General features: G+C 61.6%; 26 protein-coding genes and 1 tRNA gene. 11 read left to right on the forward strand and 16 right to left on the reverse strand.

Annotation, left to right across the window (positions count from 1 at the left end):
• Nucleotide 1 precedes the first annotated feature (1 nt).
• The 8 genes from deoC to HJC00_RS24645 all read right to left on the reverse strand — a co-directional run bounded on the left by deoC (nt 2) and on the right by HJC00_RS24645 (nt 7,273).
• Entirely contained in the window at nt 2-778 is a 777-nt protein-coding gene (deoC, locus tag HJC00_RS24610) for a deoxyribose-phosphate aldolase (protein ID WP_210629587.1), read from the reverse strand.
• Nucleotides 771-1,577: a purine-nucleoside phosphorylase gene (locus HJC00_RS24615; RefSeq protein ID WP_221164734.1), complete on the reverse strand. Its 807-nt coding sequence runs from the start codon at nt 1,575-1,577 to the stop codon at nt 771-773. The genes deoC and HJC00_RS24615 overlap by 8 nt, the downstream gene beginning before the upstream one ends.
• Nucleotides 1,574-1,963 carry a cytidine deaminase gene (locus HJC00_RS24620; RefSeq protein WP_064800281.1) on the reverse strand — a complete coding sequence of 130 codons (390 nt, stop codon included), beginning with the start codon at nt 1,961-1,963 and terminating at the stop codon, nt 1,574-1,576. The genes HJC00_RS24615 and HJC00_RS24620 overlap by 4 nt, the downstream gene beginning before the upstream one ends.
• Nucleotides 1,964-1,965: 2 nt before the next feature.
• A complete protein-coding gene (locus HJC00_RS24625) occupies nt 1,966-2,937 on the reverse strand; it encodes an ABC transporter permease (RefSeq protein WP_210629589.1) in 972 nt (323 codons plus the stop codon).
• A gap of 10 nt (nt 2,938-2,947) precedes the next feature.
• A complete protein-coding gene (locus tag HJC00_RS24630) occupies nt 2,948-4,051 on the reverse strand; it encodes an ABC transporter permease (RefSeq protein WP_210629590.1) in 1,104 nt (367 codons plus the stop codon).
• Nucleotides 4,052-4,058: 7 nt separating this feature from the next.
• Nucleotides 4,059-5,570, reverse strand: a complete 1,512-nt coding sequence (locus HJC00_RS24635; protein WP_221164735.1) for an ABC transporter ATP-binding protein — start codon at nt 5,568-5,570, stop codon at nt 4,059-4,061.
• Nucleotides 5,571-5,653: 83 nt separating this feature from the next.
• Complete coding sequence (locus HJC00_RS24640) at nt 5,654-6,646, reverse strand: BMP family protein (RefSeq protein WP_085776574.1); 993 nt, start codon at nt 6,644-6,646, stop codon at nt 5,654-5,656.
• Nucleotides 6,647-6,955: 309 nt separating this feature from the next.
• The gene (locus tag HJC00_RS24645; protein ID WP_184458686.1) at nt 6,956-7,273 is read right to left on the reverse strand and encodes a hypothetical protein; all 318 of its coding nucleotides are present in this window, start codon (nt 7,271-7,273) and stop codon (nt 6,956-6,958) included.
• 227 nt (nt 7,274-7,500) lie between these two features.
• Between HJC00_RS24645 and HJC00_RS24650 the strand changes: the two genes are divergently transcribed.
• The 3 genes from HJC00_RS24650 to HJC00_RS24660 all read left to right on the forward strand — a co-directional run bounded on the left by HJC00_RS24650 (nt 7,501) and on the right by HJC00_RS24660 (nt 8,551).
• Nucleotides 7,501-7,590 (forward strand) — tRNA-Ser (locus tag HJC00_RS24650).
• Nucleotides 7,591-7,741: 151 nt separating this feature from the next.
• On the forward strand, nt 7,742-7,951 hold the full coding sequence (locus HJC00_RS24655) for a KTSC domain-containing protein (protein WP_210629592.1): 210 nt from the start codon (nt 7,742-7,744) through the stop codon (nt 7,949-7,951).
• A gap of 360 nt (nt 7,952-8,311) precedes the next feature.
• Nucleotides 8,312-8,551 (forward strand): CrpP-related protein, encoded by a 240-nt coding sequence (locus tag HJC00_RS24660; protein ID WP_210631711.1) that lies wholly within the window; start codon nt 8,312-8,314, stop codon nt 8,549-8,551.
• Here HJC00_RS24660 and pncB read toward each other — a convergent pair.
• The 7 genes from pncB to HJC00_RS24695 all read right to left on the reverse strand — a co-directional run bounded on the left by pncB (nt 8,533) and on the right by HJC00_RS24695 (nt 17,349).
• Nucleotides 8,533-9,837, reverse strand: a complete 1,305-nt coding sequence (gene pncB, locus HJC00_RS24665; RefSeq protein ID WP_210629593.1) for a nicotinate phosphoribosyltransferase — start codon at nt 9,835-9,837, stop codon at nt 8,533-8,535. The genes HJC00_RS24660 and pncB overlap by 19 nt on opposite strands.
• 187 nt (nt 9,838-10,024) lie before the next feature.
• Nucleotides 10,025-10,381 (reverse strand): hypothetical protein, encoded by a 357-nt coding sequence (locus HJC00_RS24670; RefSeq protein WP_221164759.1) that lies wholly within the window; start codon nt 10,379-10,381, stop codon nt 10,025-10,027.
• 145 nt (nt 10,382-10,526) lie between these two features.
• Nucleotides 10,527-11,486, reverse strand: a complete 960-nt coding sequence (locus tag HJC00_RS24675; protein WP_221123535.1) for a glyoxylate/hydroxypyruvate reductase A — start codon at nt 11,484-11,486, stop codon at nt 10,527-10,529.
• Nucleotides 11,487-11,495: 9 nt separating this feature from the next.
• Nucleotides 11,496-13,133: an ABC transporter ATP-binding protein gene (locus HJC00_RS24680; RefSeq protein WP_210629595.1), complete on the reverse strand. Its 1,638-nt coding sequence runs from the start codon at nt 13,131-13,133 to the stop codon at nt 11,496-11,498.
• Complete coding sequence (locus tag HJC00_RS24685; protein ID WP_210629596.1) at nt 13,130-14,278, reverse strand: ABC transporter permease; 1,149 nt, start codon at nt 14,276-14,278, stop codon at nt 13,130-13,132. The genes HJC00_RS24680 and HJC00_RS24685 overlap by 4 nt, the downstream gene beginning before the upstream one ends.
• A complete protein-coding gene (locus tag HJC00_RS24690) occupies nt 14,278-15,366 on the reverse strand; it encodes a microcin C ABC transporter permease YejB (RefSeq protein WP_210629597.1) in 1,089 nt (362 codons plus the stop codon). The genes HJC00_RS24685 and HJC00_RS24690 overlap by 1 nt, the downstream gene beginning before the upstream one ends.
• Before the next feature lie 150 nt (nt 15,367-15,516).
• A complete protein-coding gene (locus HJC00_RS24695) occupies nt 15,517-17,349 on the reverse strand; it encodes an extracellular solute-binding protein (protein WP_221164736.1) in 1,833 nt (610 codons plus the stop codon).
• A 246-nt stretch (nt 17,350-17,595) separates the two neighbouring features.
• Here HJC00_RS24695 and mepA point away from each other — a divergent pair, with 246 nt between their 5' ends.
• The 6 genes from mepA (at nt 17,596) to HJC00_RS24725 (ending at nt 23,588) form a co-directional block, all read left to right on the forward strand.
• The gene (mepA, locus tag HJC00_RS24700) at nt 17,596-18,669 is read left to right on the forward strand and encodes a penicillin-insensitive murein endopeptidase (protein ID WP_221123533.1); all 1,074 of its coding nucleotides are present in this window, start codon (nt 17,596-17,598) and stop codon (nt 18,667-18,669) included.
• A gap of 86 nt (nt 18,670-18,755) precedes the next feature.
• Nucleotides 18,756-19,136 (forward strand): methylglyoxal synthase, encoded by a 381-nt coding sequence (locus tag HJC00_RS24705; protein WP_210629600.1) that lies wholly within the window; start codon nt 18,756-18,758, stop codon nt 19,134-19,136.
• A 17-nt stretch (nt 19,137-19,153) separates the two neighbouring features.
• On the forward strand, nt 19,154-20,179 hold the full coding sequence (locus tag HJC00_RS24710) for a glucokinase (protein ID WP_210629601.1): 1,026 nt from the start codon (nt 19,154-19,156) through the stop codon (nt 20,177-20,179).
• Between the two features lie 124 nt (nt 20,180-20,303).
• Nucleotides 20,304-22,091 carry an ABC transporter ATP-binding protein gene (locus tag HJC00_RS24715; protein ID WP_210629602.1) on the forward strand — a complete coding sequence of 596 codons (1,788 nt, stop codon included), beginning with the start codon at nt 20,304-20,306 and terminating at the stop codon, nt 22,089-22,091.
• 15 nt (nt 22,092-22,106) lie between these two features.
• Entirely contained in the window at nt 22,107-22,931 is an 825-nt protein-coding gene (gene dapB, locus HJC00_RS24720; RefSeq protein ID WP_221123531.1) for a 4-hydroxy-tetrahydrodipicolinate reductase, read from the forward strand.
• A 21-nt stretch (nt 22,932-22,952) separates the two neighbouring features.
• Complete coding sequence (locus HJC00_RS24725; RefSeq protein WP_210629604.1) at nt 22,953-23,588, forward strand: 2,3-bisphosphoglycerate-dependent phosphoglycerate mutase; 636 nt, start codon at nt 22,953-22,955, stop codon at nt 23,586-23,588.
• A gap of 54 nt (nt 23,589-23,642) precedes the next feature.
• Here the strand turns inward: HJC00_RS24725 and phnF are convergent, their stop codons facing one another.
• Entirely contained in the window at nt 23,643-24,380 is a 738-nt protein-coding gene (phnF, locus tag HJC00_RS24730) for a phosphonate metabolism transcriptional regulator PhnF (protein WP_221123530.1), read from the reverse strand.
• Between the two features lie 110 nt (nt 24,381-24,490).
• Between phnF and phnG the strand changes: the two genes are divergently transcribed.
• Both phnG and phnH read left to right on the forward strand, forming a co-directional pair.
• The gene (gene phnG / locus HJC00_RS24735; RefSeq protein ID WP_210629606.1) at nt 24,491-24,967 is read left to right on the forward strand and encodes a phosphonate C-P lyase system protein PhnG; all 477 of its coding nucleotides are present in this window, start codon (nt 24,491-24,493) and stop codon (nt 24,965-24,967) included.
• Nucleotides 24,967-25,575, forward strand: coding sequence for a phosphonate C-P lyase system protein PhnH (gene phnH, locus HJC00_RS24740; RefSeq protein WP_210629607.1), 609 nt, complete (start codon nt 24,967-24,969; stop codon nt 25,573-25,575). The genes phnG and phnH overlap by 1 nt, the downstream gene beginning before the upstream one ends.
• Nucleotide 25,576 lies beyond the last annotated feature (1 nt).

The following is a 25,576-nucleotide window of genomic DNA, read 5'->3' on the forward strand; positions in this document are numbered from 1 at the left end:
CTCAATAGCTCGACGCCGCAGCCGCTGCCGGCTGCGCTCCGCTCAGAACCGCCAGTATGTCGTCGAGCAGGCCGGAAGCGCCGAAGCGGAAGGTCGAGGGCATGGCCCAGTCCGGCGCCATGATGGTTTCGGCAAGGCTGAGATAGAGCGCCGCATCGGCCACCGAGCCGATGCCGCCAGCCGGCTTGAAGCCGACCTTGCGCCCGCTCTCACGAATGGCCCGGATCATAATGTCGGCGGCTTCGAGCGTCGCGTTGACGGCGACCTTGCCGGTCGAGGTCTTGATGAAATCGGCGCCGGCTTCAATCGCGAGCTCCGAGGCACGGCGGATCAGGGCCGCATCCTTCAACTCGCCGGTCTCGATGATCACTTTCAGCAGGACGGGGCCGGCGCATTCGGCGCGCACCGCCTTGACCATGTCGGTCACCGCCTTCTCGTTGCCTGATATGAACTTGCGGTAGGGAATGACCAGATCGATCTCGTCAGCGCCATCGGCGATCGCCTCACGGGTTTCGGCGGCGACATCGGCCACCTCCATATCGCCCGCGGGGAAATTGACGACGGTTGCGATCCGCACAGCATGGCCGGCGCCGAGGATATTGCGGGCATGGGCGACGAAACGCGGCCAGATGCAGATCGCGGCGCTGTTGCCGTAGGGCGTCTGCGCGCGGGCGCAGAGCGTGTCGATCTGCGCCTCGGTGCAATCGTCCTTCAAATTGGTGAGGTCGAGAAGGGAAAGGGCGACCGCCGCGGTCTCCCGGATAGAATGGCTAGTCATTTTCGCTTCCTCCCGCAATCATCTCTTTCAATATGGCGGCGAGACGGGCGCCGCCGACGGGCGCCATGTCCTTGGTTTCTTCATGGCTGAGCTCATTGCCGGTCATGCCTGCTCCATAGTTGGTGATAACGGAAGCGGCCGCAACCCTCAGACCCAGCATTCTTGCGATGATCACCTCGGGCACTGTCGACATGCCGACGGCATCGGCGCCCAGGATGCGCGCCATGCGGATTTCGGCCGGCGTTTCGAAGCTCGGCCCGGAAAACCACATATAGACGCCCTGCGCCAGCTCAATCTTGAGCTTTGCCGCTGCCTTCCGAATCGCCGCGGCGAGGCCGGCATCATAGGCATTGGTCATGCCGACGAAGCGATGGTCGCTCTCCTCGCCGATCAGCGGGTTCATGCCGGAGTAGTTGATGTGATCGGTGATTTGCATCACCGAACTGGGCGGCATGTCGTCGCGCAGCGATCCGGCCGAATTGGTCAGGATCAGCGCCTCGACGCCGAGCGCCTTCAGCACCTCGATCGGCAGGCGCATGGCGTTGGCATCGCCCTTCTCATAATAATGCACGCGGCCGGAAAGCATGATGACTGGCTTTCCACCGAGGCGGCCTGCGACGACTTCGCCAGCGTGGCCGGAGACGGCGCTGACGGGAAAGCCCGGCAGGTCGCGATAGGGAATACGGACGGCGCCGTCCAGCTGGCCAACGAGGGAGCCGAGGCCAGAGCCGAGCACGATGCCATGGCGCGGCTTGATCGCGCCGAGCAGGGCGACAAGCAGTTCGACCGTCGCCTTCATCCGAGTTCGGTCTCGAAGCTGAAAGGAAGGAGCTCTTCCATCGTCATGGTCTTCTTCACGCCCGCCTCATCGCAGAGATAGATCTTCGTGTCCTTGGCGGCGAATTCGGAAATTTTCTGGCGGCAGCCGCCGCAGGGCGGGCAGAGCGGCAGCTTCTCGGCGATGACGGCCATTTCGACGATCTTCCTGGCGCCGCCCATGATCATGGCGCTGATCGCCGTCGGCTCGGCGCACCATCCTTGCGGAAAGGAGAGGTTTTCGATGTTGGCGCCGGTATAGACCTTGCCGTCCTCGGCGCGGATCGCCGCGCCGACCGGGAATTTCGAATAGGGCGCATGGGCAAAGGCCATGGCGCCGCGGGCGGCTTCGAACAGGTCGTGGGACATGATCAACGCTCCTTCGTATAGGGCACGCCGCCGGCCTTGGGCGGTATTGCGACGCCGATGAAGCCGGCAAGCAGGATGCAGGTCAGGATATAGGGCAGTGCCTGGAAGACCTGGACGGGCACTTCACCGACCAACGGCACCTGCTTGCCCTGCATGAAGTTCGCCAAAGCATCCAGGAAGCCGAAGAGCAGGCAGGCGAACATCACCGGTACCGGCTTCCACTTGGCGAAAACTAGCGCCGCCAGCGCGATGTAGCCCTTGCCGGCCGACATGTCCTTGATGAAGGCGGCGGACTGGGCGATCGCGAGGTACGTGCCGGAAAAGCCGCAGAGGATGCCGGCGCACATGACGGCGCGATAGCGCAGCCAAGAAACCGAAATGCCTGCCGTATCGACCGCGCCGGGATTTTCGCCGACGGCGCGCAGCCTGAGGCCGAAGCGCGTGCGGTAAAGCACCCACCAGGAGAAGGGCACGGCGAGGAAGGCGAGATAGGTGAGGATATTGTTGCCCGATATCACGCTTGCATAGAGCGGACCGATGATCGGTATGTCGTGGACGGCATCGGCGCCCGGCAGGATGATCGGCGCGAAGCGGGCCTCCGGCGCCAGCTGCGGCGTCCGGCCGCCCTGGCCGAACCAGGCCTGGCCGAGCACGATGGTGATGCCGGCGATGAAGAAGTTGATCGCCACACCTGAGACGATCTGGTTGCCGCGATTGGTGATCGAGGCAAAGCCATGCACCAGGCTGAGCGCCACCGAACAAACGACACCGGCGCCAAGGCCCAGCCAGGCCGAACCGGTGAGATAGGCCACGCAGGCGGCGGCGAAGGCCGAGCCCAGCATCTTGCCTTCCAGGCCGATATCGAAGATGCCGGCGCGCTCGGAAAACAGTCCCGCGAGCGCGGTAAAGATCAGCGGAATAGAGAGCCTGACCGTCGAGCTCAGGACGTTGATGAAGATGTCGTAATAATCCATCGTCCGCTCCTCAGGCTCGCTTCAATTGCTGGTAGATGTGCACCATTGCCGGCCGGAACATGTATTCCAGCGCACCGGCAAAGAGGATCACCAGTCCCTGGATGACCAGGATCATTTCGCGGGTGATATTCGGCATCTCGAAAGAGATCCAGTCGCCGCCCTGGTAAAGGGTGCCGAAAAGGATTGCGGAAAAGATGATGCCGAGCGGATGGTTGCGGCCCATCAGCGACACTGCAATGCCGACGAAGCCGGCGCCACCAACGAACTCGACCTGCAGACGGGCGGACGATCCCATGACGGGATTGAGCGCCATCATGCCGGCGAGCGCGCCCGAAATCAGCATCGCGATGATAACGATGCGCGCATAGGGTATGCCGGCATAGGCAGCCGCGGTCGAGCTCACGCCGAGTGTACGCATCTCAAAGCCCAGCTTGGTGCGCCAGATGAGGATCCAGACAAACCAGGCGGCAAGAAGGGCGATGATGAAGGAGACGTTGAAGGGTGCTGCACCCAATTTGGCACCGAAGATGCTCATGAGCCAGCCAAGCTTCGGAAGCTGCCCACCTTCGAGGAAGGTGCGGGTTTCCGGCGCCATCTTGCCCGGCACGATCAGCACGTGCACCAGCAGATAGACCATCAGGGCGGCTGCGATGTAGTTGAACATGATCGTCGTGATAACGATATGGCTGCCGCGTTTGGCCTGCAGGAAAGCGGGAATGAAGGCCCAAGCCGCACCGAAGATCCCGGCGCCGACAATGGCAATCGGCATCGTCACATACCAGGGCACGTAATGGTCGAGCGCAAGCGCTACCAGCGCACAGCCGAGCCCGCCAATATAGGCCTGGCCTTCAGAGCCGATGTTAAAGAGACCGGCATGGATGGCGACGGCCACGGAAAGGCCGGTGAAGATGAAACTCGTTGCATAGTAGAGCGTGAAGCCGATGCCTTCGCCGCTGCCGAAGGCGCCCTCGATCAGCAGCGAGAGCGCGGCGAGCGGGCTTTCGCCGATCAGCCAGACGACGAAACCCGAGATCAGGAAGGCGACGACGAGGTTTAAAAGCGGGATGAGACCGTAATTAATCCAGTTTGGTAGCGGAACGGAAGCAGTGCTCATAAAGGCCTCACGCGGCAATGCCGGCCATCATCAGGCCGAGGGTCTGTTCACCGGCATCGGGCGTCTTCTCGCCGACGACCTGGCCGGCGAACATGACAAGGATACGGTCTGAAAGGGCGCGGATCTCATCGAGTTCGACGGAGACGAGCAGGATCGCCTTGCCCGCATCGCGCATTTCGATGATCCGGCGGTGAATGAATTCGATGGCGCCGATATCGACGCCGCGGGTCGGCTGACCGATGATCAGCATCTTCGGATCGCGTTCGATTTCGCGGGCGACGACGATCTTCTGCTGATTGCCGCCGGAGAAATTCGCCGTCTTCAGCCGCGGGTTCGGCGGGCGGATATCGTATTTTTCGATCTTCTCCATCGCATCCTTGCGGATCGCTTCGAGATCGAGCAGCGGCCCTTTGCTGTAGTCCGGACGGCGGTGATAGCCGAGGACGGAGTTTTCATATTCCTCGAACTTCAGCACCAGTCCCATATGGTGCCGGTCCTCGGGAATGTGGGCGAGGCCGAGATCGCGCAGGCAGGCGGGGTCGGCCTTGTCGATCGTCTGGCCATCGAGAAGGATTTCGCCGGAGACAGGCTTGCGGATTCCGGCAATCGCCTCCAGCAATTCCGACTGGCCGTTGCCGGCAACACCGGCAATGCCGACGATCTCGCCGGCGCGCACGTCGAAGGAGACGTTGTCGACCATGGTGACGCCGCGATTGTCCTTGACCGTCAGGTTGCGGACGGAGAGCACGGCGGCGCCCGGATTGGCTACGCCCTTCTGCACGCGCAGCAGCACGCGACGGCCGACCATCAGCTCGGCAAGCTCCTCCACCGTCGTTTCCGCCGTCTTGCGGGTGGCGACCATCTCGCCGCGGCGCATGACGGAGACCGTATCGGTGATCGCCATGATCTCGCGAAGTTTGTGGGTGATGAGGACGATCGTCTTGCCCTGGTCGCGCAGCACCTTGAGGATGCGGAAGAGGTGGTCCGCTTCAGCTGGCGTCAGCACACCTGTGGGTTCGTCGAGGATCAGGATCTCGGCGCCGCGATACATGGCTTTCAGGATTTCGACGCGCTGCTGCAAGCCGACCGGCAGCTCTTCGATCAGTGCGTCCGGATCGACCTCGAGGCCGTATTCGGTTTCCAGCCGCTTGAGCTCGGCGCGGGCCGATGCGACGCCCCTGGCCAGCAGCGAGCCGCCTTCGGCGCCGAGCATGATGTTCTCGAGCACGGTGAAATTGTCGACCAGCATGAAATGCTGGTGCACCATGCCGATGCCGGCGGCGATGGCCGCCTGGCTGTCACGGATGGTGACCGGATTGCCGTTGACGCGGATCTCGCCGCTGTCGGCATGATAGAAACCGTAGATGATCGACATCAGCGTCGATTTGCCGGCGCCGTTTTCACCGATGATGCCGTGGATCGTCCCCTTGGCAACGGTGAGGTTGATGTCCTTGTTGGCATGGACGGCACCGAATTTCTTATCGATGCCGACAAGCTCGATAGCGGGCTTATCTGTCACTGCAGGCTCCAAATAAGAAAAGGGCGTATGGCGAAAATCCCCTCCGCCATACGCCCGATCTCGATATTACATCAGGGCGCTGATCACTTCGGGCAAGCGTTGTCCGAGGTGTAATCGTGAACCTTGACGGTTCCGGCGATGATATCGGCCTTGGCCTTGTCGACGGCAGCCTGCATTTCCGGCGTGATCAGCGACTTGTTGTTGTCGTCGATCGCGGCGCCGACACCGTCTTCCTTGACGCCGAGAGCCTGAACGCCAGCGGTGAACTTGTCGTTCTTGGTATCGGTGTAGGCGTTGTAGACGGCGAGGTCGACGCGCTTGACCATCGAGGTCAGGACCGAGCCCGGATGCAGATGGTTCTGGTTGGAATCGACGCCGATCGACAGCTTCTTGTTGTCGGCGGCGGTCTGGAGAACGCCGAGACCGGTGGCGCCGGCAGCCGCGTAAATAACGTCGGCGCCCTGATCGATCTGGTTCTTGGTGAGCTCGCCGCCGCGAACCGGGTCGTTCCAGGCAGCACCCGTGGTGCCGGTCATGTTCTGGAACACCTCGATATCGGCCTTGGCGGCGCGGGCGCCCTGCTCATAGCCACATTCGAACTTGCGGATCAGCGGAATGTCCATGCCGCCGACAAAACCGACCTTGCCGGTCTTCGATGCCATGCCGGCGAGAATGCCGACGAGGTAGGAGCCTTCTTCTTCCTTGTAGACGACGGAGCGGACGTTCGGCTTATCGACGACGGAGTCGACGATGATGAATTTGGTATCCGGGAATTCGGCTGCGACCTTCTCGATTGCCGAAGTCCAGGCGAAGGAAACGGCCACCACCGGATTGAAACCGCGGCTTGCGAAGTTGCGGATGGCCTGTTCGCCCTGCGTGTCGCCCGTCGGCTCGAAGTCGCGATAGGCGATGCCGGTCTCGGCCTTGAACTTCTCGGCGCCGTTATAGGCCGCTTCGTTGAAAGACTTATCGAACTTCCCGCCGGTGCCGTAAACCAGCGCCGGCTTGACATCGGCGGCCAGCGCCGTCGTCGACATGGCAGCCACGGCAAGGAGAGTGAGAAGGGATTTTTTCATTGTGCAGCCCTGTTGTTGCTATTCGTTAGGGGTCCTCCCGCAAGCCCTTTTCGGACATGTCTGCGGAACCACCGACCTCCCCCCGGAGGCCTGGCTGCGCGCATCCTTGCATGGCTCACGGAAAAATTCACCAGAAATTTTTCAGGCGGTAAAGATTTGCAGCGATTGCTGAAAATCAGTTCTTCCCGGCTGATTTTTGGACATTTCCCCATCGATGCTGCAGTTTTTCTAGCCAATCCGCCGGCAGATGCCGAAGCCGCGAGGGCCATAACCGGCCTTCGCCGCAGCGCACCGGCTCAAACCGATCGGCTACGCGATGAAGCGGCCTGACACTTGCGGTTTCTTGTAGCCGATCATCCAAAGAAGCAGCGCGATCACCAGAAAAACCGCAAAGGCCGGCTGCAGCATCAGCCACTGAAAGATGAAGGCATAGAAGCGCGGGTGGATATAGTAGGAAAGCGCGGATTGCAGCGACGTCAGCGTGTCTGGGCTGACATCCTGCCAGGCATCCGACATCGGCGTCATGATCACGGCGGAGGCGGCAACCGACTGGATCGAATCGATGGTTCCGGCAATAACGGCTGCCGCAAGCGCGACAAGACTCGCCAGACGCAACAGGAAACGCATCAATCCCTCCGACGCTTCAATATGCCGGACAATTCCGGCGAGCCCGCGCCATTCTCCACCTTGAGAATTACATAGTCATCGATGAGGTGAAGCACAATGGGATGGGCCAAGGGGAGTTTTATCGGAAGAAGTCAAAAAACTGTTAGATTTGGGTTGATCGGCAAAAATTCATCGGTATATATCGCGCCGTTCCGACGATTTGCTCCTATCCGGGCGCGAACGCCAAAGGACAGGTGGCCGAGTGGTTTAAGGCGCACGCCTGGAACGCGTGTGTACGTGAAAGCGTACCGAGGGTTCGAATCCCTCCCTGTCCGCCATTTCGCTTTCCCTCTTGCATCTCCTTCAGACATCCCCGGGGGAACCGAGTTCGGCATGTCCCGAATTGGAGATTTTTTACCACGCTGCTTCACCGTGTCTTTGCACGTTTGGGTTTAGGGTTCTGCCAAACCAAGAACAGAGGTAAAACAGGTGCAAGAACTTTCGGTGAAGTCGAAGATCATCAAATCCGTCTATTTCAGTCAGGAAGACGGAAGGCTCAGGATCTGTTTCAAGAACGGTGAAGAGCGCCTGTTCGAAGGCGTGCCCTCCTCGGAAGCGCATGCGATGACGGCGGCGCCGTCTCCCGGACATTATTATCTCGACCGGATCAGGACGCGGTTTCGCAGACTGGCCGCCTGAAACCCGTGGGCCCGGCTGGAAATTGCGCCGGATTGAGACGGGGCCGGTGGATATTAACCACGGGCTAACCCTCACCTTCATCACAGTTGGATCGGCCGGAGCAGAACGCGGCAATTGTCAGCGCTGCCGCTTTCAGAGATTCGGTCAGCCGGGAGGCTCGGTGGCGGACCCCAGCCACGAAGCCGGGCCTCCCCGTCACGCCCAATCCGTTTCGCCAGATCAATCCGAGGTCGGCTGCGATTGCCTTGAAATAGCGAAATGGGGCTAATCCTGTGAAAAACCGGAATGCTCACATCTAGACTCGACAATGCTTCATTAGCATGATTGCATAAACCCATGGAACGGGAGGCCGGGGTGATGATGTTCGAGAATCTGCTTGAGATGCAGGAGCGTGGCGTGCGCGACCGTGCTCGTGGCCGCAGCTTGGCGGACAATCCGATGTCGAAGCCGGATGTGCTGCCGATCACCGATTTTCAGGAATGGTACTCGATGTTCGACGCCTGGCGCTTCGGCTGGTCGATCGAGGATGCGATGGCGGGGCATATCGATGCGCCCCGTCATGGCCGCGCCTCACCTCGTGCCTATACCAGGACAGTCTGATCGACCCGATCCTCGGCGCCGAAGAATTTCAGGTAACGCTCGACCTCCGCCGGGTCTCCCGTCGCCTTCTGCGGATTGTCAGAGAGTTTTACCGCTGGACGGCCGTTGGCGTCGCTGACCTTGCAGACGATCGAGATCGGATTGAGGCCTGATATTTCCGTCGGCGCGCAGCCGGCAAAATCATTCGTCAGGTTGGTGCCCCAGCCGAAGCTCATGCGCACACGGCCTTCGAAATGCCGGTAAGTGTCGATGATGGCGTCGACATCGAGGCCGTCGGAGAAGATCAACAGCTTCTGGCGCGGATCGCGGCCCATCTTCTTCCACCAGTCGATGATCTTTTCTCCGCCTTCGATCGGCGGCGCGCTGTCCGGACGGAAGCCGGTCCAGTCGGCGACCCATTCGGGGGCGTCACGCAGGAAGGCCGCGGTGCCGAAGGCGTCCGGCAGGACGATCAGCAGGTTGCCGCCATAGAGCTTGTTCCAGTCGCGCAGGATCTTGTAAGGGGCATTGCGCAGTTGCTCATCGGTCTGCGCCAGGGCGGCTGCCACCATCGGCAGCTCATGGGCATTGGTGCCGACCGCCTCGAGATCGGAATCCATCGCCAGCAATACATTGCTGGTGCCGGTGAAGGCCGGACCGATGCCTTCCTTCAGCGCCTCGACGCACCAGCGCTGCCAGAGAAAGCTGTGGCGGCGGCGGGTGCCGAAATCGGAGATGCGCAGGCCCGGCAACTCCCTCAGCCGCTCGACCTTCGACCACATCTTTGCCTTGGCGCGGGCGTAGAGCACATCCAGCGTGAAGGGACCGAGCGCCCTCATCGCCGAGCGCGAACGCAGCTCGTTGACGATGGCGAGCGCCGGGATCTCCCACATCGTGGTTTCCTTCCAGGACCCATGGAAGTCCAGCACATATTGCCCGTCCTTCTTCGACAGCTCATATTCAGGGAGCTGGAAATTGGACAGCCAGGCGAGGAATTCCGGCTCGAAGATCTGCGCACGGCCGTAGAAACTGTTACCCGCCAGCCAGATCATCTCCTTCTTGGAGAGCCGCAGCGTGCGGGCGTGATCGAGCTGTTCGCGCAATTCGCCCTCATCGATCTCTTCGGCGAGATGGACGCGCTTGGTGCGGTTGATCAGGGTGAAGGAGGCGTTCACATCAGGATAGAGCTTCCAGATCATCTGCAGCATCAGCAGCTTATAGAAGTCGGTATCGATCAGGCTCCGGATGATCGGGTCGAGTTTCCAGGCGTGATTGTAGACGCGTCTCGCGATATCGGTCTTGGCCATGAGATTCCTGCCCCTGTCCACTCCGGTCAGGTGCTGCCAAATTCCCAGGTGCTGCCAAGTTCCGGGCCGGCGCACGAAACCGGCTCGTGCGCCTTCTTATCGAAAAATCGGCGGAGAAAGTCCAGACAAAACATAAACATCCCGCCGGATCGTGGCGACGGGATGCGGGAGATCATCCGTCGAACGCCTATTGGGCCGGAGGTTGAGCCGGGGTCGCAGGAGCGGTATCCGGGGCCGGCGCCGTTTGCGGCGTCTCGGTCGGGACCGCATTGCCATTCTGGATCGTCGGCGCGGGTGCTGCGTCCGACTGCTGCTGCTGGAGCTGTTGGCCGGGCTGATGCGGCGCCACCTCGTTCGCCTCGCGGCGGCCCCAGATCTCGACTGGAATCCAGACCACGAAAGCGAGGATCAGCGCCACGAGCAGCACGGTGAGGATACGATAACCCATACGCCCCTGCTTTGCCTCGACCGGCGGGATTTGCTGTTCCTTGTGAAGCTTTCCGTCGGATTTTTCCCAGCGTGTTTCGGTCTGATGCGCCATCATCGTCTCCTTCGCTGCCTTGGCGGCCGATTTGGCCGCAAAGAACTTCGCAAGGAAAACGGGTGGCCGTCTGGAAGGTTCCGGGCTCATACCTGCCGCGGTCTTGGGAATAACCAAACCTCGGCAGTGGTTTTGGCGCGAGATTCCGCTAATAGCCGGCGTCGCGATCGATCACGAACTGCAGCGGCTCGCCGCGCTCAAAACGGGCGATCTGCATCTCGACATGGCGGAACAGCGCGTTCTCTTCGGAGACCGCCGCGTCATGCGGGGTGATGAAGACATTCTCCAATTCCCACAACGGGCTGTCGGTGGCGAGCGGCTCCACTTCGAAAACGTCGAGAGAAGCGCCGCCGAGGATCCCCTCCCTGACCGCCGAGACGATGTCGCTCTCGATCTGGCTCTTGCCGCGGCCGGCATTGATGAAGACAGGCTGCCCGAGCGCACCGTCGCGGCGGAGCTTCTTAAATAGCCCGCTATCATAGAAGCCGGTCGTCTCAGGCGTCAGCGGCAAGAGGCCGACCAGAATGTCGGTCTTGGCGAGGAACCGGTCCAGTTCGCCCGCGTCGAAGGTCTCGACGCCCTCGATTGTTTTGCGGGTGCGCGACCAGCCGATGACGTTGAAGCCCATCACTTTCAGCTTGGCGACCGCATCCTGGCCCAGAATGCCGAGCCCCATGACGCCGACGGTCACCTCCGCCGCTTCCGGCGCGATCAACTTGGCCCATTCGCGCCGCCGCTGCTTGATGTCATGGGCATATTGCCCCCGCAGATGCATCAGGCACTGCATGACGACCCATTCGCTCATGCGGGTTGTCAGGCTGCGGTCGACGAAACGGACGATCGGAATGTCGGGCAGACCGGCCATGCCGATGATGTGATCGACACCGGCGCCGCCCGAGAAGATGACCTTGAGGTTTGGCGCCCGGCTGAAAAGATCGGCATCCGGCCTCCAGAGAAGAGCATACTCGACGGCACGCAGATCATGCGCGGCATCAGCCGGATCGGCGAGATTGATGCAGCCGCGATCGGCAAAAGCCGTCTTCAGCGCATTGGCAATGCCTTCGGGGTTGAATTTGAGATCGACGAGAACGGGAGAAAGTGCGGACATGATCTTCTTTTACTGCTGCACGGCGGGCGTCGGCACCGCCTCGATGTTGAAGGCGGCCGCCATCAGCGCCTTGGTGTAATCGTCCTTGGGCGCACGGAAGATTTCCGCGGACGGTCCCTGCTCCACCACCTTGCCGAACCGCATGACGATGACGTCGTTGGCAAGCGCCTTCACCACCTTCAGGTCGTGGCTGATGAAGAGATAGGCGAGGTCGTGTTTCCTCTGCAGGTCGCGCAGCAGGTCGACCACCTGCGCCTGTACACTCATGTCGAGCGCGGAGGTCGGTTCGTCGAGCATGACGAAACGCGGCTTCAGCACCATGGCCCGGGCGATGGCGATGCGCTGGCGCTGGCCGCCGGAGAATTCATGCGGATAGCGCCAGCGGGTCAGCGGATCGAGGCCGACCTCCTCCAGCGCCCAGCAGACGCGCTGGTCGCGCTCCTCTGCCGTCAATGCGCGCTCATGCACCTTCAGCCCTTCGGCGATGATATCGCCCACCGACATGCGGGGGCTGAGCGAACCATAGGGATCCTGGAAGACGATCTGCAGCTGATTGCGCAGCGGTCGCATCTCATTGAACGAATAGCCGGCTATATCCTTGCCGACGAAGGCGATCCGTCCCTGTGAAGAGATCAGCCGGGTGAGCGCCAGGCCGAGCGTGGTCTTGCCCGAACCGGACTCGCCGACGACGCCGAGCGTCTGGCCGGCGCGCAGCGAAAGATCGATGCCGTCGACCGCCTTCACATGATCGACGACGCGGCGCATCAGCCCCGCCTTGATCGGGAACCAGACGCGGATATCCGAACCTTCCATCACCACCGGCTTCGACGGATCGGCGAGCGGTGGCTCGCCGCGCGGCTCGGAGGCCAGGAGGTGGCGGGTATAATCGTGCTTCGGATTGGCGAAGACCTCCTCGACCGTTCCTGCCTCGACGATCCTGCCCTTGGTCATGACGCAGACGCGGTCGGCGAATTTGCGCACAATGCCGAGATCATGGGTGATGAACAGCATCGACATGCCGTGCGCTGCCTTCAATTGCCGCAGCAGTTCGAGGATCTGCGCCTGCACGGTGACGTCGAGCGCCGTGGTCGGCTCGTCGGCGATCAGCAATTCCGGCCGGTTGGCGAGCGCCATGGCGATCATGACGCGCTGGCGCTGGCCGCCGGACAGTTCGTGCGGATAGGCCTTCAACCGCTTTTCCGGCTCGCGGATGCCGACCTGGTTCAACAATTCCAACACGCGCTGGCGCGCCGGCTGGCCGGTGATGCCCTGGTGCAGGGCGAGGATCTCGGCGATCTGCTTCTCGATCGTATGAAGCGGATTGAGCGAGGTCATCGGCTCCTGGAAGATCATGGTGATGTCGTTGCCGCGCACCTCGCGCAGCGCCCGCTCCGAGGCTTTCAGGAGATCCTTGCCCTTGAACAGGATCTCGCCAGAGGGATGGCTTGCGGTCGGATAGGGCAGAAGCTTCAGGATCGAATTGGCCGAGACCGATTTGCCGGAGCCGGATTCGCCGACGAGCGCCACGACCTCGCCTCTGGCGATATCGAAGGAGACGCGATCGACGGCAAGGGAGGCTTCGCCGCCCTGGTGAAAGGCAACCGAGAGATCGCGGACGGAAAGGAGCGGTTCTGTCATGTCACTCATTGAAAGGTCTTCCTCGGGTCGAAGGCGTCGCGCACGGCTTCGCCGATGAAGATCAATAGGGAAAGCATGATCGACATGGCGAAGAAGGCCGTCAGCCCCAGCCAGGGCGCCTGCAGGTTGGTCTTGCCCTGCGCGATCATTTCGCCGAGCGAAGGGGAGCCGGGCGGCATGCCGAAGCCGAGGAAATCGAGCGAGGTCAGCGTCGTGATCGAGCCGGAGAGGATGAAGGGCAGGAAGGTGAGTGTTGCCACCATGGCGTTCGGCAGCAGGTGGCGCCACATGATGGTGCGGTTGTTGACGCCGAGCGCGCGAGCGGCGCGGACATATTCGAAATTGCGGGCGCGCAGGAATTCGGCTCGCACCACGCCGACGAAGCTGACCCAGGAGAAGAGCAGCATGATGCCGAGCAGCACGAAGAAGCCGGGCGGCAGGATCGCGGCGATGATCAGCAGGATGTAGAGCACCGGCATCGACGACCAGATCTCGATGAAGCGCTGCAGCAGGAGATCGGTCAAGCCGCCGAAATAGCCCTGCACCGCCCCTGCCGTGACGCCGATGATTGCCGAGCAGATGGTCAGCGCCAGGCCGAACAGCACCGATATGCGAAAGCCATAGATGACACGCGCCAGCACATCGCGCGCCTGGTCATCAGTGCCGAGCCAGTTGAGATTGCCAAGCGTGCAGCCGGGATCATTCACCCCTTGCGGATAGCCGGAGCAACGCTCCTCTTTCGTCATCAGCCAGAAGGGCGCGGTTGGCGCCGAATGCGGAATGTTCGAGTTGACCGAGCGGTAGGAATAGCGGATCGGCGGCCAGATCATCCAGCCATTGGCGTTGATCTCGTCCGATATCACCGAGGAGCGGTAGTCGGTCTCGGCGAGGAAGCCGCCGAATTTCTCCTCGGGATAGTCGATCAGCACGGGAAACAGGATTTCGCCCTTGTAGGAGGCGATGATCGGCCGGTCGTTGGCGAGGAACTCGGCAAAGAGGCTGAGCAAGAACAGCAGCAGGAACAGCCACAGCGACCAGTAGCCGCGACCGTTCGCCCGGAAATTCTGCCAGCGACGGATGTTGGTCGGCGACAGCAGGCCCTTGCGCGGCGGCTTGACCGGGGTTGCGGTGGCGGGATTTGCGGCGGCGTCCATCAGACATCCCTCCGCTCAAAATCGATGCGCGGATCGATCCAGGTGTAGATCAGGTCGGAAATCAGGCTGACGAAGAGACCGAGCAGCGAGAAGATATAGAGTGTCGCGAAGACGATCGGATAATCCCGGTTGACCACCGAGAGATAGCCGAGGCGGCCGAGGCCATCGAGCGAAAAGATGTTCTCGATCAGCAGCGAGCCGGTGAAGAAGGCGGATATGAAGGCGCCGGGAAAACCGGCGATGATGATCAGCATGGCGTTGCGGAACACATGGCCGTAGAGCACCTGCCGGTCATTCAGACCCTTGGCGCGGGCGGTGACGACATATTGCTTCTTGATCTCCTCGATGAAGGAATTCTTGGTCAAGAGCGTCGTGGTTGCGAAGGCGGCAAGAGAAAGAGAAATCAGCGGCAAAGTGAGGTGCCAGAAATAGTCGAGCGGCTTCTGCCACCAGGCGAGCTCACCGAAATTGTCGGAAACGAGGCCGCGCAGCGGGAACCAGTCGTAGAAGGAGCCGCCGGCGAAAAGCACGATCAGCAGGATGCCGAAGAGAAAGCTCGGAACGGCATAACCGATAACGATGACGCCCGAGGTCCAGACGTCGAAGGTCGACCCGTCCTTGACCGCCTTGCGGATGCCGAGCGGGATGGAGATCGCATAGGAGAAGATCAGGATCCAGATGCCGAGCGAAATCGACACCGGCAGCTTCTCCTTGATGAGGTCGAGCACGGAGGTGTTGCGGAAGAAACTCTCGCCGAAATCGAAGCGGATGTAATTCCACATCATCTCGCCAAAGCGCGTCAGCGGCGGCTTGTCAAAGCCGAACTGTTTTTCGAGCTTGGCGATCAGCTCCGGATCGAGCCCCTGAGCGCCGCGATATTTCGAACCTTCGTCGCTGCCGCCGCCACCGAGGAGATCGCCGCCGCCGGACAGGCGCTGATCGGCGCTGTCGGCCTGGCCGGTCAGCTGGGCAATCACCTGCTCGACCGGGCCGCCGGGTGCAAATTGAACAACGATGAAGGAAATTGCCATGATGCCGACAATGGTCGGAATCATCAAAAGCAGGCGGCGAATGACATAGGCACCCATCAGCCTTCAGCCTCCGGGAAAGTATTTCTTGTCTGCACGCCGTTCAGTCCAATGCCGCTCAAGCCGCCAGCCTTCCCTTGCCGGCCCCGCCGGCTTGTCGTGATTCGCTCGTGCCATTTGGAGCCCAGGGCCCCGCTAATGCAAGCCCGCTCATTTTGCCGAGGTCGACCACCAGGCATCGGGGAAACCAAGGCTGTAGGCCGGAAATTCGGCAGGATGCGTGACTGTGTTCCAATAGGCGATATTAACGGTATCGCGGTAGAACAGCGGGATAACATAGTGATTTGCCAGCAAGACCCGGTCCATTGCCTTGATCGCAGCGACCTGTTCATCGCGGTTCGGCGCGAAGATAATCATGCGGATGAGCTCATCGACGGCTGGGTTGGCAATGCCGGCGTAGTTGCGAGAACCCTGCTGGTTGACCGAGCCGGATCCCCAGTAGTCGGCTTGCTCGTTGCCCGGATTCATTGTCTCCGCCCAGACATTCCAGATCATGTCGAAGTCAAAGCTGCGTTCGCGGTTGACAGCTTGCGAAGCGTCGACTGTCCGAACTCGCGCATCTATGCCGATTTTCTTGAGATTGCTGGCATAAGGCACTGCCCAGCGCTCCAACATGGGGCTCGACAATAATATCTCGAAACTCATTGGCTGGCCGGTCTTGGTATTGACCATGCGACTGCCCTTCAGCTCCCAACCGGCTTCTTTCAGAAGAGCAATCGCCTTTCGGAGGTTGTCGCGGCTCTTCTGCGGATCGCCGCCAACAGGATTGGTGTACGGCGTCGTGAAGACCTCGGGCGGAACCTTGTCCTTCAGGCCTTGCAGAATTTCCAGCTCCCGCCCCTGCGGCAGACCGGAGGAGGCGAGCTCGGTATTCCAGAAATAGCTGTCGATGCGCTTGTAACTGTTAAAGGCAACGGTGCGGTTCAACTCCTCGAAATCGAGGCCGTAGTTCAGCGCCTCGCGGACCCTTATATCCTTGAAGAGGTCACGCCGCATATTCGGCACAAGAGCCTGCAGAATGCCGGTGGAGCGCAGAGGATTTGCAACCTCTTCCTTCTTGACGCGTCCTTCCTTCACTGCAGGGAAATCGTATCCCGTCGCCCAGCGGGCAGCCGTTGTCTCCTGCCAATAGTCGCTATTGCCGGCGCGAAAGGCTTCGAACTCAACATCGCGGTCACCGAAATAGGTGTAGATGACATTGCGGAAATTGTTCTGGCCGACATTCACATTGAGATTCTTGCCCCAGTAATCGTCACGCAGTTCATAACGGATGGTTGCGCCGGGCGAGAAAGAAGCAATCTTGTAAGGCCCGGACCCCATTACGGGCTCCAGCGTCGTTTTGGTAATGTCACGCGGCTTGCCATCCGCTCCGGGTGCTTCCCACCAATGTTTCGGCACAATCATTAACTGGCCGAGAATGTTGGGCAATTCGTGGTTGTTCTTCTCATCAAAGGTGAAGGTCACATCCCGATCGCCGGTCTTTTCCGCTTTGACGACGTGATGGTAGTAGTTCCCGGCGACGGGGTTCAATTCCTTAGTCTTGTCCAGGCTGAAAATGACGTCTTCCGGAGTTACCGGCTGACCGTCCGCCCATTTCGCCTCTTTGCGCAGGCGGAAGGTCGCGCTGGAAACGTCAGAAGGAAAGGAAAGTCCTTCGGCAAGCAGGCCGTAGGAGACAAGGAGCTCGTCATCGGCGGGCTTCATCAAGGTGTCGTACACGAGCGTCAGGCCGACCGCCGTCTGTCCCTTGGCAAGCAGCGGGTTGAAGGTGTCGAAGGCGCCACTTGCGGAAAGGCGCAGATCCCCGCCCTTGGGAGCATCGGGATTGACGTAATCGAAATGCGCAAAGCCCGGCTTGTATTTCATTTCGCTGATGACCGAGCTTCCGATCTGAAACGGCTGCTCTTCACCCATTGCCGTCAATGGCATCAAAACACCAGCAAGTGCCAGAATAACACCGATTTTCGACCACGATGCCGTCATTCCCATTTCCCCTGAATATTGCGGATTCGACAATACGAGAAATAGGGGCGAAAAACAGGAGAGAGTTTGGTTTTTGCCGAGCTCGCGGAATTTTGAGCTTTTCTGTCAAAGGGCAGCTGCGGTGATGCTGCGGCGATCCGTCGCCGGCTCCTCCTGCGCCGCTCCGCCAAATCATCGATTCACCAAAATTGCTTTTCACGATAGATTCGAGTGCAAATCACTTCGGCATCGACGTAAGGGAACAGCATGGCTTTCGGCTTCGCCCAGGCTTTCAGGACTTTTGGCAAATTGACGCTTGCCGGCGCAATCGGGGCAAGCCTTGCCGCCGGCGACGTCGGCGCAGAGCAGAAAACGCCAAGCCCGGGCAGCGCCAAGGCGCTATTCGCAGGCGCCAGCCTGCCGACGCAGGGGCCGGCGCAGCCGATCGGCTTCTATGCAAAGGGCTGCATGACCGGCGCGGTGGCGCTGCCGACCGACGGGCCGACCTGGCAGGCAATGCGGCTTTCACGCAACCGCCGCTGGGGCAACCCGGCGATGATTGCGCTTCTGGAACGGTTTTCGCAGGATGCGGTCAAATATGCCGGCTGGCCGGGCATCCTGGTCGGCGATGTCGCGCAGCCGCGCGGCGGGCCGATGCTCAACGGCCATTCCTCACATCAGATCGGCCTCGATGCCGATATCTGGTTCACCCCGATGCCGGCGCGCCGCATGACGGCTGAGGAGCGCGAGGACCTGCCCTTCACCAGCATGCTGCAGAAGGACAAGTTCCTCACCGTCGACCCGAAGGTGTGGACGGAATCGCGGGCGCGGCTTTTGATGCTGGCGGCGAGCTATCCCGAAGTGGAGCGCATCTTCGTCAATCCGGCGATCAAGAAGAAGATGTGCGACACCTGGACCGGCGACCGCACCAACCTTGGTAAGCTGCGGCCGATATACGGCCATGACTCGCATTTCCACATCCGCATCAAATGCCCGCCCGGTGCTGCCGGATGCACGCCGCAAGCTCCCGTCGCCTCAGGAGACGGCTGCGACAAGTCGCTCGCTTATTGGTTCACCCCGGCGCCTTGGGCACCGCCCAAACCGCCCAAACCCGGCGCCAAGCCCCCGAAGCCGCCGCGTGAGATGATGATCACCGACCTGCCGAAGGCCTGCTCTGCCGTGCTCGATGCCGCTTCTGTCGCTTCGATGCAGGCCGCCACCTATGGCGGGCCTTCCGCCGTAAGCGCGTTCGCCGCCGCTCCGGCAGCTGCGCCGGCTGATGATGACGAGGGGTTGCCGGATGTCGGCCCGGTTCCGAACGACAAGCCGGCGATCCAATGAATGGGCGGACGCGTTGTCTTTCAAATCGCAAATTCTTGGTATAAAGCGATCAAATCGATTGAATTGTTGGGGCGGAGATTCCTTTCATGGCCGGCAGCAAGTGCCTTGCGCTGATCGCGCATGACCAGAAGAAGGACGACATGGCGGCTTTCGCCCGCGCCAATCAGGACCTTCTCTCGCGCTGGAAGATCGTCGCGACAGGTACCACCGGCGGTCGCGTGCTCGACGCCGCTCCCGGTCTCGACGTCACCAGACTGAAAAGCGGGCCGCTCGGCGGCGACCAGCAGATCGGCGCGCTGATCTCGACCGGCGAAGTCGACGCGCTGATTTTCTTCGTCGACCCGCTGACACCGATGCCGCATGATGTCGACGTGAAGGCGCTGATGCGGCTGGCGATTGTCTACGACATTCCGATGGCGCTCAACCACGCGACCGCTATAAAGCTCCTTCCCACACTCGAAGCCTGATCAGCACGGAACCGGCCATGCCCAAATCCAATCACAGCACCGCTCCGCTTCCCTTCCCGATCCTGATCGGCGATATTGGCGGCACCAATGCCCGCTTCTCCATCCTGACCGACGCCTATGCCGAACCGAAGCAGTTTCCGAACGTGCGCACGGCGGATTTCGCCACGATTGACGAAGCGATCCAAAAGGGCGTGCGCGACAAGACAGCGGTGCAGCCGCGCTCGGCGATCCTCGCCGTCGCCGGCCCGATCAACGACGACGAGATCCCCCTGACCAATTGCGACTGGGTGGTGCGGCCAAAGACGATGATCGAGGGCCTCGGCATCGAGGACGTGCTCGTCGTCAACGATTTCGAGGCGCAGGCGCTGGCGATTGCCGCCCTGTCTGATGAAAACCGCGAACGTATCGGCAGCGCCACCGGCGACATGGTCGCCTCGCGCGTCGTGCTCGGACCCGGCACCGGCCTCGGCGTCGGCGGACTCGTGCATGCCCAGCATACTTGGATTCCGGTTCCCGGCGAAGGCGGCCATGTCGATCTCGGGCCGCGCAGCAAGCGCGACTATGAAATCTTTCCGCATATCGAGACGATCGAAGGTCGTATTTCGGCCGAACAGATCCTCTGCGGACGCGGCCTCGTCAATCTCTACAACGCCATTTGCGTAGTCGACGGGAGCCAGCCGACGATGAAGGATCCGGCCGAGATCACCTCGCATGCGCTTGCCGGCAGCGATAAGACCGCCGTCGAGACCGTTTCGCTGTTTGCCACCTATCTCGGCCGCGTGGCCGGCGACATGGCGATGGTGTTCATGGCGCGTGGCGGCGTCTACCTCTCCGGCGGCATCTCGCAGAAGATCCTCCCGGCGCTGAAGAAACCGGAATTCCGGCAGGCTTTCGAGGACAAGGCGCCACATAGTGCGCTGCTTCGCACCATCCCGACCTATGTGGTGACGCATCCGCTGGCGGCGCTCGCCGGACTTTCGTCCTATGCGCGGATGCCGGCCAATTTCGGCGTATCGACGGAAGGCCGCCGCTGGCGGCGCTGAGCCCAGGGCGCGTCCCTCCGGGACGCGCCGCGGTCTAGCCAAACCAGTCCCAACTCTTTATAGAGCCGGCCAAAGTGCGCGCCACATTCACGACGCGCTCAGTCTCGGACAGGAAGCTTGATATTTGGAAGCCGTGGAAAGCAGAAAGCAGAGCGTCAGCAGCGATACCGTCACCGGCATCCTGAAGCGCATCATCGCTGAAAACGGCCGCGACCATCTCTGGGGTTATGTCTTCGCTATCGTCTGCCTCGTGGTCGTGGCACTTTCGACGGCGTTCACCGCCTGGATCATGCGGGCGATCATCGACGAGGCCTTCGCCAACCGCCGCGCCGACGTCGTCTGGATCATCTGTCTTTCGATCTTCATTGCCTTCGTGCTGCGCGGCTTTGCCAGCTACGGCCAGGCGGTGGCGCTTTCCAAGGTCGGCAACAATATCGTCGCCCGCTATCAGCGCCGCCTCTATGCCCATCTGATGACGCTTTCAGTCGGCTTTTTCAGCGAGGCGCGCTCGGCTCATATCGCCGCGCAAGTCAGCCAGAACGTTAGCGGCATCCGTGACGTGCTCAACCTGACGATCACCTCGACGGTGCGCGACCTCCTGACATTCGTTTCGCTGATCGGCGTGATGGTCCTCCAGGACCCGCTGCTGAGCCTCGCCGTGTTCATCATGGCGCCGCCACTGCTCTATGCGCTGCGTTATGTTTCCAAACGTCTTCGCTCGGCAACCCGCGAGGCCGTGCATCTGAACAGCCACGTGCTGGGGGCCATGCAGGAGACGATCCAGGGTATTGCCATCGTCAAAGCCTTCACGATGGAAGAGGAGCTGGAGAACAAGGTCAACAAGCTCATCACCGCCGCCGAAAACCGGGCGAACCGGATTGCCCGGCTTTCCGAGCGCACCTCGCCGCTGACGGAGAGCTTCGCAGGCTTTGCCGTCGCCAGCGTGCTTGCCTATGCCGCCTATCGCTCGATCTATTACAATGTGGCCCCGGGCGCCTTCTTCTCCTTCGTGACGGCGCTGCTGCTTGCCTATGACCCGGCCCGCCGCCTTGCCCGCCTGCAGGTGCAGATGGAACGCGCCGTCGTCAATGCACGGATGATCTACGAATTGCTGGACATGGAGCCGCGCCAGCGCGACCTGCCGGATGCCCGGCCGCTGACGGTGACGCAGGCGCGCATCGAATTCCGCAATGTTTCCTTCGCCTACGGCAGTGAAAGCGTGCTGAACAGTGTCAGCTTCGTCGCCGAGGGCGGGACGACCACGGCGCTTGTCGGCCCCTCTGGAGCGGGCAAATCCACCGTCATCAGCCTCATTCCGCGCTTCTACGACCCTCGCGAAGGCGAGATCCTGATCGACGGGCAGGATATCGCCCACATCACCAAGAAGTCGCTGCGCCAGCAGCTCGCCTATGTCTCGCAGCAGCCCTACCTGTTCGAGGGCACGATCCGCGACAATATCCGCTACGGCCGGCCGGAAGCGACCGATGCCGAGGTGGAAGAGGCCGCCCGGCTTGCCTATGCGCATGACTTCATCTCAGCGCAGCCGCAGGGTTACGATACGCCTGTCGGCGAAAACGGCGTGACGCTTTCAGGCGGCCAGCGCCAGCGACTTTCCATCGCGCGCGCTTTGGTGCGCAATGCACCGATCCTGCTGCTCGACGAGGCGACCTCCGCCCTCGACACCGAATCCGAGGCCGCCGTGCAGAAGGCGCTCGACGAGGCGATGACCGGGCGCACCGTGGTGGTGATCGCCCATCGGCTATCGACCGTGGTGCGCGCCGACAAGATCGTCGTCATGCAGCAGGGCCGGGTCGTCGAGGAGGGCAATCATGAGACGCTTGCGAAGGTCAGCGACGGTCTTTACGCTCGCCTCAACAATCTGCAGAGGCCCTCGGCCTCGGATTCATACTAAGCTGGTGGGACTGACATGAGCGATGCTGCGATGAAACTGGTGGTGGTCGGCGCAGCGGGACGCATGGGGCAGACGCTGATCCGGCTCATTCATTCCATGGAAGGCGTGATGCTGCATGCCGCCGTCGAACGTGCCGGCTCGCCCTTCGTCGGCAAGGATGCCGGTGAAATTGCCGGGCTCGGCCCGACCGGCGTCATCATCGGCGACGATCCGCTCCAGGCTTTCCTGCATGCCGAAGGCGTGCTCGATTTCACCGCGCCTGCCGCCACGGTGGAGTTTTCCGGTCTCGCCGCTCAGGCCCGCATCGTCCATGTCATCGGCACGACAGGCTGCTCGACCGAGGACAACGCGAAGATCGCCGCCGCGGCACGCCATGCCCGCGTCGTCAAGTCTGGCAATATGAGCCTCGGCGTCAATCTGCTCAGCGTTCTGGCCGAGCAGGCGGCACGAGCGCTCGATCCGGCGGACTGGGACATCGAAATCCTGGAAATGCACCACAAGCACAAAGTCGATGCTCCTTCCGGCACCGCCCTTCTCTTCGGCGAAGCGGCAGCCAAGGGCCGCAGTATCGATCTTGCCTCAAAATCGGTGAGGGTCCGCGACGGCCACACCGGCGCGCGCGAAGTCGGCACGATCGGTTTTGCGACGCTGCGCGGCGGCTCGGTCATCGGCGAGCATTCCGTGCTTTTTGCCGGAGAAGGCGAAATCGTCGCCCTGTCGCACAGCGCGGCAGACCGCTCGATCTTCGCGCGCGGCGCGATCAAGGCGGCGCTCTGGGCGCGCGACAAGAAGCCAGGTTTCTATTCCATGCTCGACGTGCTCGGGCTTTCTTCCCAATAACGACATATCGGAGGCATATTCATGAGCGGTACCCTCGTCCTCGTTCGCCACGGCCAGAGTGACTGGAACCTGAAGAATCTCTTCACCGGCTGGAAGGACCCGGATCTGACGGAGCTCGGCATCCAGGAAGCCAACGCCGGCGGCGCCGCACTTGCCGAATACGGGATCAAATTCGACGTCGCCTATACCTCGGCGCTGGTGCGCGCGCAGCACACGCTGAAGCTCATCCTCGACAAGGTCGGCCAGCCCGACCTCGAGACGATCCGCGACCAGGCGCTGAACGAGCGCGACTACGGCGATCTCTCCGGCCTCAACAAGGATGACGCGCGTGCCAAATGGGGCGAGGAACAGGTTCATATCTGGCGCCGTTCCTATGACGTGCCGCCGCCGGGCGGCGAGAGCCTGCGCGACACCGGCGCCCGTGTCTGGCCTTACTACCTCACGGAAATCCTGCCGCGCGTGCTGCGCGGCGAAAAGGTGCTGGTCGCCGCCCACGGCAATTCGCTGCGCTCGCTGGTCATGGTGCTCGACAAGCTGACCAAAGAAGGCGTGCTCGCCCTCAATCTCGCGACCGGCGTTCCAATGGTCTACAAGCTGAAGGCGGATTCAACCGTGGCTTCAAAGGAAGTTCTGGGCGATATGTCCGGTGCACACTAATTCGGTGAGGCGTGCCGCCGGAAGCGGTCGGCACGCCTGCCTCAACTATTGGCCTCAGTTCTCGATCGTGAACTGCACCCGGTCGGCGGCGAAACGGCTGATCGAATATTGCACCGGCACGCCGTCGAGATCGGTGTTCATTGCCTTGGCGATCAGCAGGATCGCGCCGGGGGTGAGTTCCAGGTCGGCAAGGTCGGCTGTCCCGGCATGGGCGGCCGTCACCTCGGTTGTCGCGCGGACATAATCCGCCACGCCAAGCTCGGCGAAAGCCTTGGTGATCGATTCATGCTTGCGGTAGGCCTCGCCGATCCCGGCGAAACGTTCGGCGGGAAACCAGCTCGTCGCTTTTGAAACCGGCCGCCTGTCGGCATGGCGCAATGTTTCCAGCCGGATCACTTGCTCGCCCTGTTTCACACCCAACCAGCGGGCAACCTCGGCGCTCGCCTCCTCCTGCGCCTCATCGAGCAGAAGACCACGCGTCTCGCGCGCCTGATCGCCGATGCCGGCAGTGAAGCGCGTGCGCCGGGTGATCGGGAAGTTCAGCCGCTGCTTGCGCTCGATCAGCGTGCCGCGGCCTTGCACCGCGCGCACGATCCCCTCCTGCGCCAGCGCCGCCAGCGCACTGCGCACCGTATGCCTGTTAACGCCGAATTGCAGCGCCAGCACCGTTTCCGGCGGCACCATTCTCGTTTCGTCATAGACTCCGTTGCCGATCGCCTCGCGAATTCGATCGGCGATCTGACGCCAGAGCGCCACACCTGTCTGCCTCTGCACCTGCTTCAGTCCTGCCATTCTGCCCCTGCCTTGCCCCACAATGTCACACGCTTGTCACGACACCGATTTAAGGCTAGGTATAACTTGTATGGTTGTCTATATCAATAGACATTTCGAGGAAAGCAGCGATGATATCAGCGGACAAGGAAGACGCCGCGTCGCAAACGGTCTCGGAGCGCAAACGCGCCGCCGATCTGTTGGCGCGAGCGGAACGGAGCGAACTCCAGGCAGTCTGGGACGCATTGCCGCAAAAGCCCGTGGCTTATCCGGTGCGCGGACCGGAGACCGGACTTGTAATGGTGCGCGGCCGCATCGGCGGCGGCGGAGCTCCTTTCAATCTCGGCGAGGTGACGATGACACGCGCGACGGTGCGGCTCGAGTCCGGTTCCATCGGTCATGCGCAGGCGCTCGGCACCGACCGGGAGAAGGCCCGTCTTGCGGCGATCTTCGACGCGCTCTGGCAGGAGGAGACGAGCAAGAATTTTGTCGAACAGGCACTGCTTTTGCCGATTGCCGCGCGCATCGCCGCCACTGAGCGCCGCAAGGCGGATGAGACGGCGGCAACCCGCGTCGATTTCTTCACCATGGTGCGGGGAGACAACTGATGGGTCTTGCGACAGAAGCTTTGATCGGCGGTTTTGCCGACCCGGTTTTCCATGCACAGAGCGTCTTCAAGATGCTGATGGACGGCATGGCCCGTCCCGGCGCCATTCAGACCATTGAGCCCGATATCGCTCCGCCGGCGCCGCTCGGCATTGCCGCCGGCGCGATCGCGCTCACGCTTTGCGACCACGACACGCCGGTCTGGCTTACCACGGGACTGGCGAAATCCGCCATGCCGGAGTGGCTCGGCTTCCACACTGGCGCGCCGCTGACCGCCGAGAAGGCCGATGCGCGTTTTGCCTTCATTGAGGCGGGCATTACGCTTTGCTCCTTCGGCCTGTTTGCATCAGGCACACAGGAATATCCCGACCGTTCGACGACTGTTGTCATCGAACTTCCCGAACTCGACGGCGGACGCAGGCTGGCGCTGATGGGTCCGGGCATCAAGAGTGTCGTGGAGATCGGGCCGGCCAGCCTCCCGGAGACATTCCTCAGACTCTGGAGCGAGAACCGGGCGCTCTTCCCGCGCGGCGTCGACATCGTGTTGACCTCAGGCAGACACTTCGTCTGCCTGCCGCGCACCACCAAGATCACAGCAACGGAGATCTGAG

It is taken from the genome of Rhizobium sp. NLR22b (assembly GCF_019685295.1).
Lineage (GTDB): Bacteria > Pseudomonadota > Alphaproteobacteria > Rhizobiales > Rhizobiaceae > Rhizobium.

Bases quoted from the DNA above. Each gene is read 5' to 3' on its own strand.
- deoC (WP_210629587.1), bottom strand. From the start codon at position 778: ATGACTAGCCATTCTATCCGGGAGACCGCGGCGGTCGCCCTTTCCCTT.
- HJC00_RS24615 (WP_221164734.1), bottom strand. From the start codon at position 1,577: ATGAAGGCGACGGTCGAACTGCTTGTCGCCCTGCTCGGCGCGATCAAG.
- HJC00_RS24620 (WP_064800281.1), bottom strand. From the start codon at position 1,963: ATGTCCCACGACCTGTTCGAAGCCGCCCGCGGCGCCATGGCCTTTGCC.
- HJC00_RS24625 (WP_210629589.1), bottom strand. From the start codon at position 2,937: ATGGATTATTACGACATCTTCATCAACGTCCTGAGCTCGACGGTCAGG.
- HJC00_RS24630 (WP_210629590.1), bottom strand. From the start codon at position 4,051: ATGAGCACTGCTTCCGTTCCGCTACCAAACTGGATTAATTACGGTCTC.
- HJC00_RS24640 (WP_085776574.1), bottom strand. From the start codon at position 6,646: ATGAAAAAATCCCTTCTCACTCTCCTTGCCGTGGCTGCCATGTCGACG.
- HJC00_RS24645 (WP_184458686.1), bottom strand. From the start codon at position 7,273: ATGCGTTTCCTGTTGCGTCTGGCGAGTCTTGTCGCGCTTGCGGCAGCC.
- HJC00_RS24660 (WP_210631711.1), top strand. From the start codon at position 8,312: ATGTTCGAGAATCTGCTTGAGATGCAGGAGCGTGGCGTGCGCGACCGT.
- pncB (WP_210629593.1), bottom strand. From the start codon at position 9,837: ATGGCCAAGACCGATATCGCGAGACGCGTCTACAATCACGCCTGGAAA.
- HJC00_RS24670 (WP_221164759.1), bottom strand. From the start codon at position 10,381: ATGATGGCGCATCAGACCGAAACACGCTGGGAAAAATCCGACGGAAAG.
- HJC00_RS24675 (WP_221123535.1), bottom strand. From the start codon at position 11,486: ATGTCCGCACTTTCTCCCGTTCTCGTCGATCTCAAATTCAACCCCGAA.
- HJC00_RS24680 (WP_210629595.1), bottom strand. From the start codon at position 13,133: ATGAGTGACATGACAGAACCGCTCCTTTCCGTCCGCGATCTCTCGGTT.
- HJC00_RS24685 (WP_210629596.1), bottom strand. From the start codon at position 14,278: ATGGACGCCGCCGCAAATCCCGCCACCGCAACCCCGGTCAAGCCGCCG.
- HJC00_RS24690 (WP_210629597.1), bottom strand. From the start codon at position 15,366: ATGGGTGCCTATGTCATTCGCCGCCTGCTTTTGATGATTCCGACCATT.
- HJC00_RS24695 (WP_221164736.1), bottom strand. From the start codon at position 17,349: ATGACGGCATCGTGGTCGAAAATCGGTGTTATTCTGGCACTTGCTGGT.
- mepA (WP_221123533.1), top strand. From the start codon at position 17,596: ATGGCTTTCGGCTTCGCCCAGGCTTTCAGGACTTTTGGCAAATTGACG.
- HJC00_RS24705 (WP_210629600.1), top strand. From the start codon at position 18,756: ATGGCCGGCAGCAAGTGCCTTGCGCTGATCGCGCATGACCAGAAGAAG.
- HJC00_RS24710 (WP_210629601.1), top strand. From the start codon at position 19,154: ATGCCCAAATCCAATCACAGCACCGCTCCGCTTCCCTTCCCGATCCTG.
- dapB (WP_221123531.1), top strand. From the start codon at position 22,107: ATGAGCGATGCTGCGATGAAACTGGTGGTGGTCGGCGCAGCGGGACGC.
- HJC00_RS24725 (WP_210629604.1), top strand. From the start codon at position 22,953: ATGAGCGGTACCCTCGTCCTCGTTCGCCACGGCCAGAGTGACTGGAAC.
- phnF (WP_221123530.1), bottom strand. From the start codon at position 24,380: ATGGCAGGACTGAAGCAGGTGCAGAGGCAGACAGGTGTGGCGCTCTGG.
- phnG (WP_210629606.1), top strand. From the start codon at position 24,491: ATGATATCAGCGGACAAGGAAGACGCCGCGTCGCAAACGGTCTCGGAG.
- phnH (WP_210629607.1), top strand. From the start codon at position 24,967: ATGGGTCTTGCGACAGAAGCTTTGATCGGCGGTTTTGCCGACCCGGTT.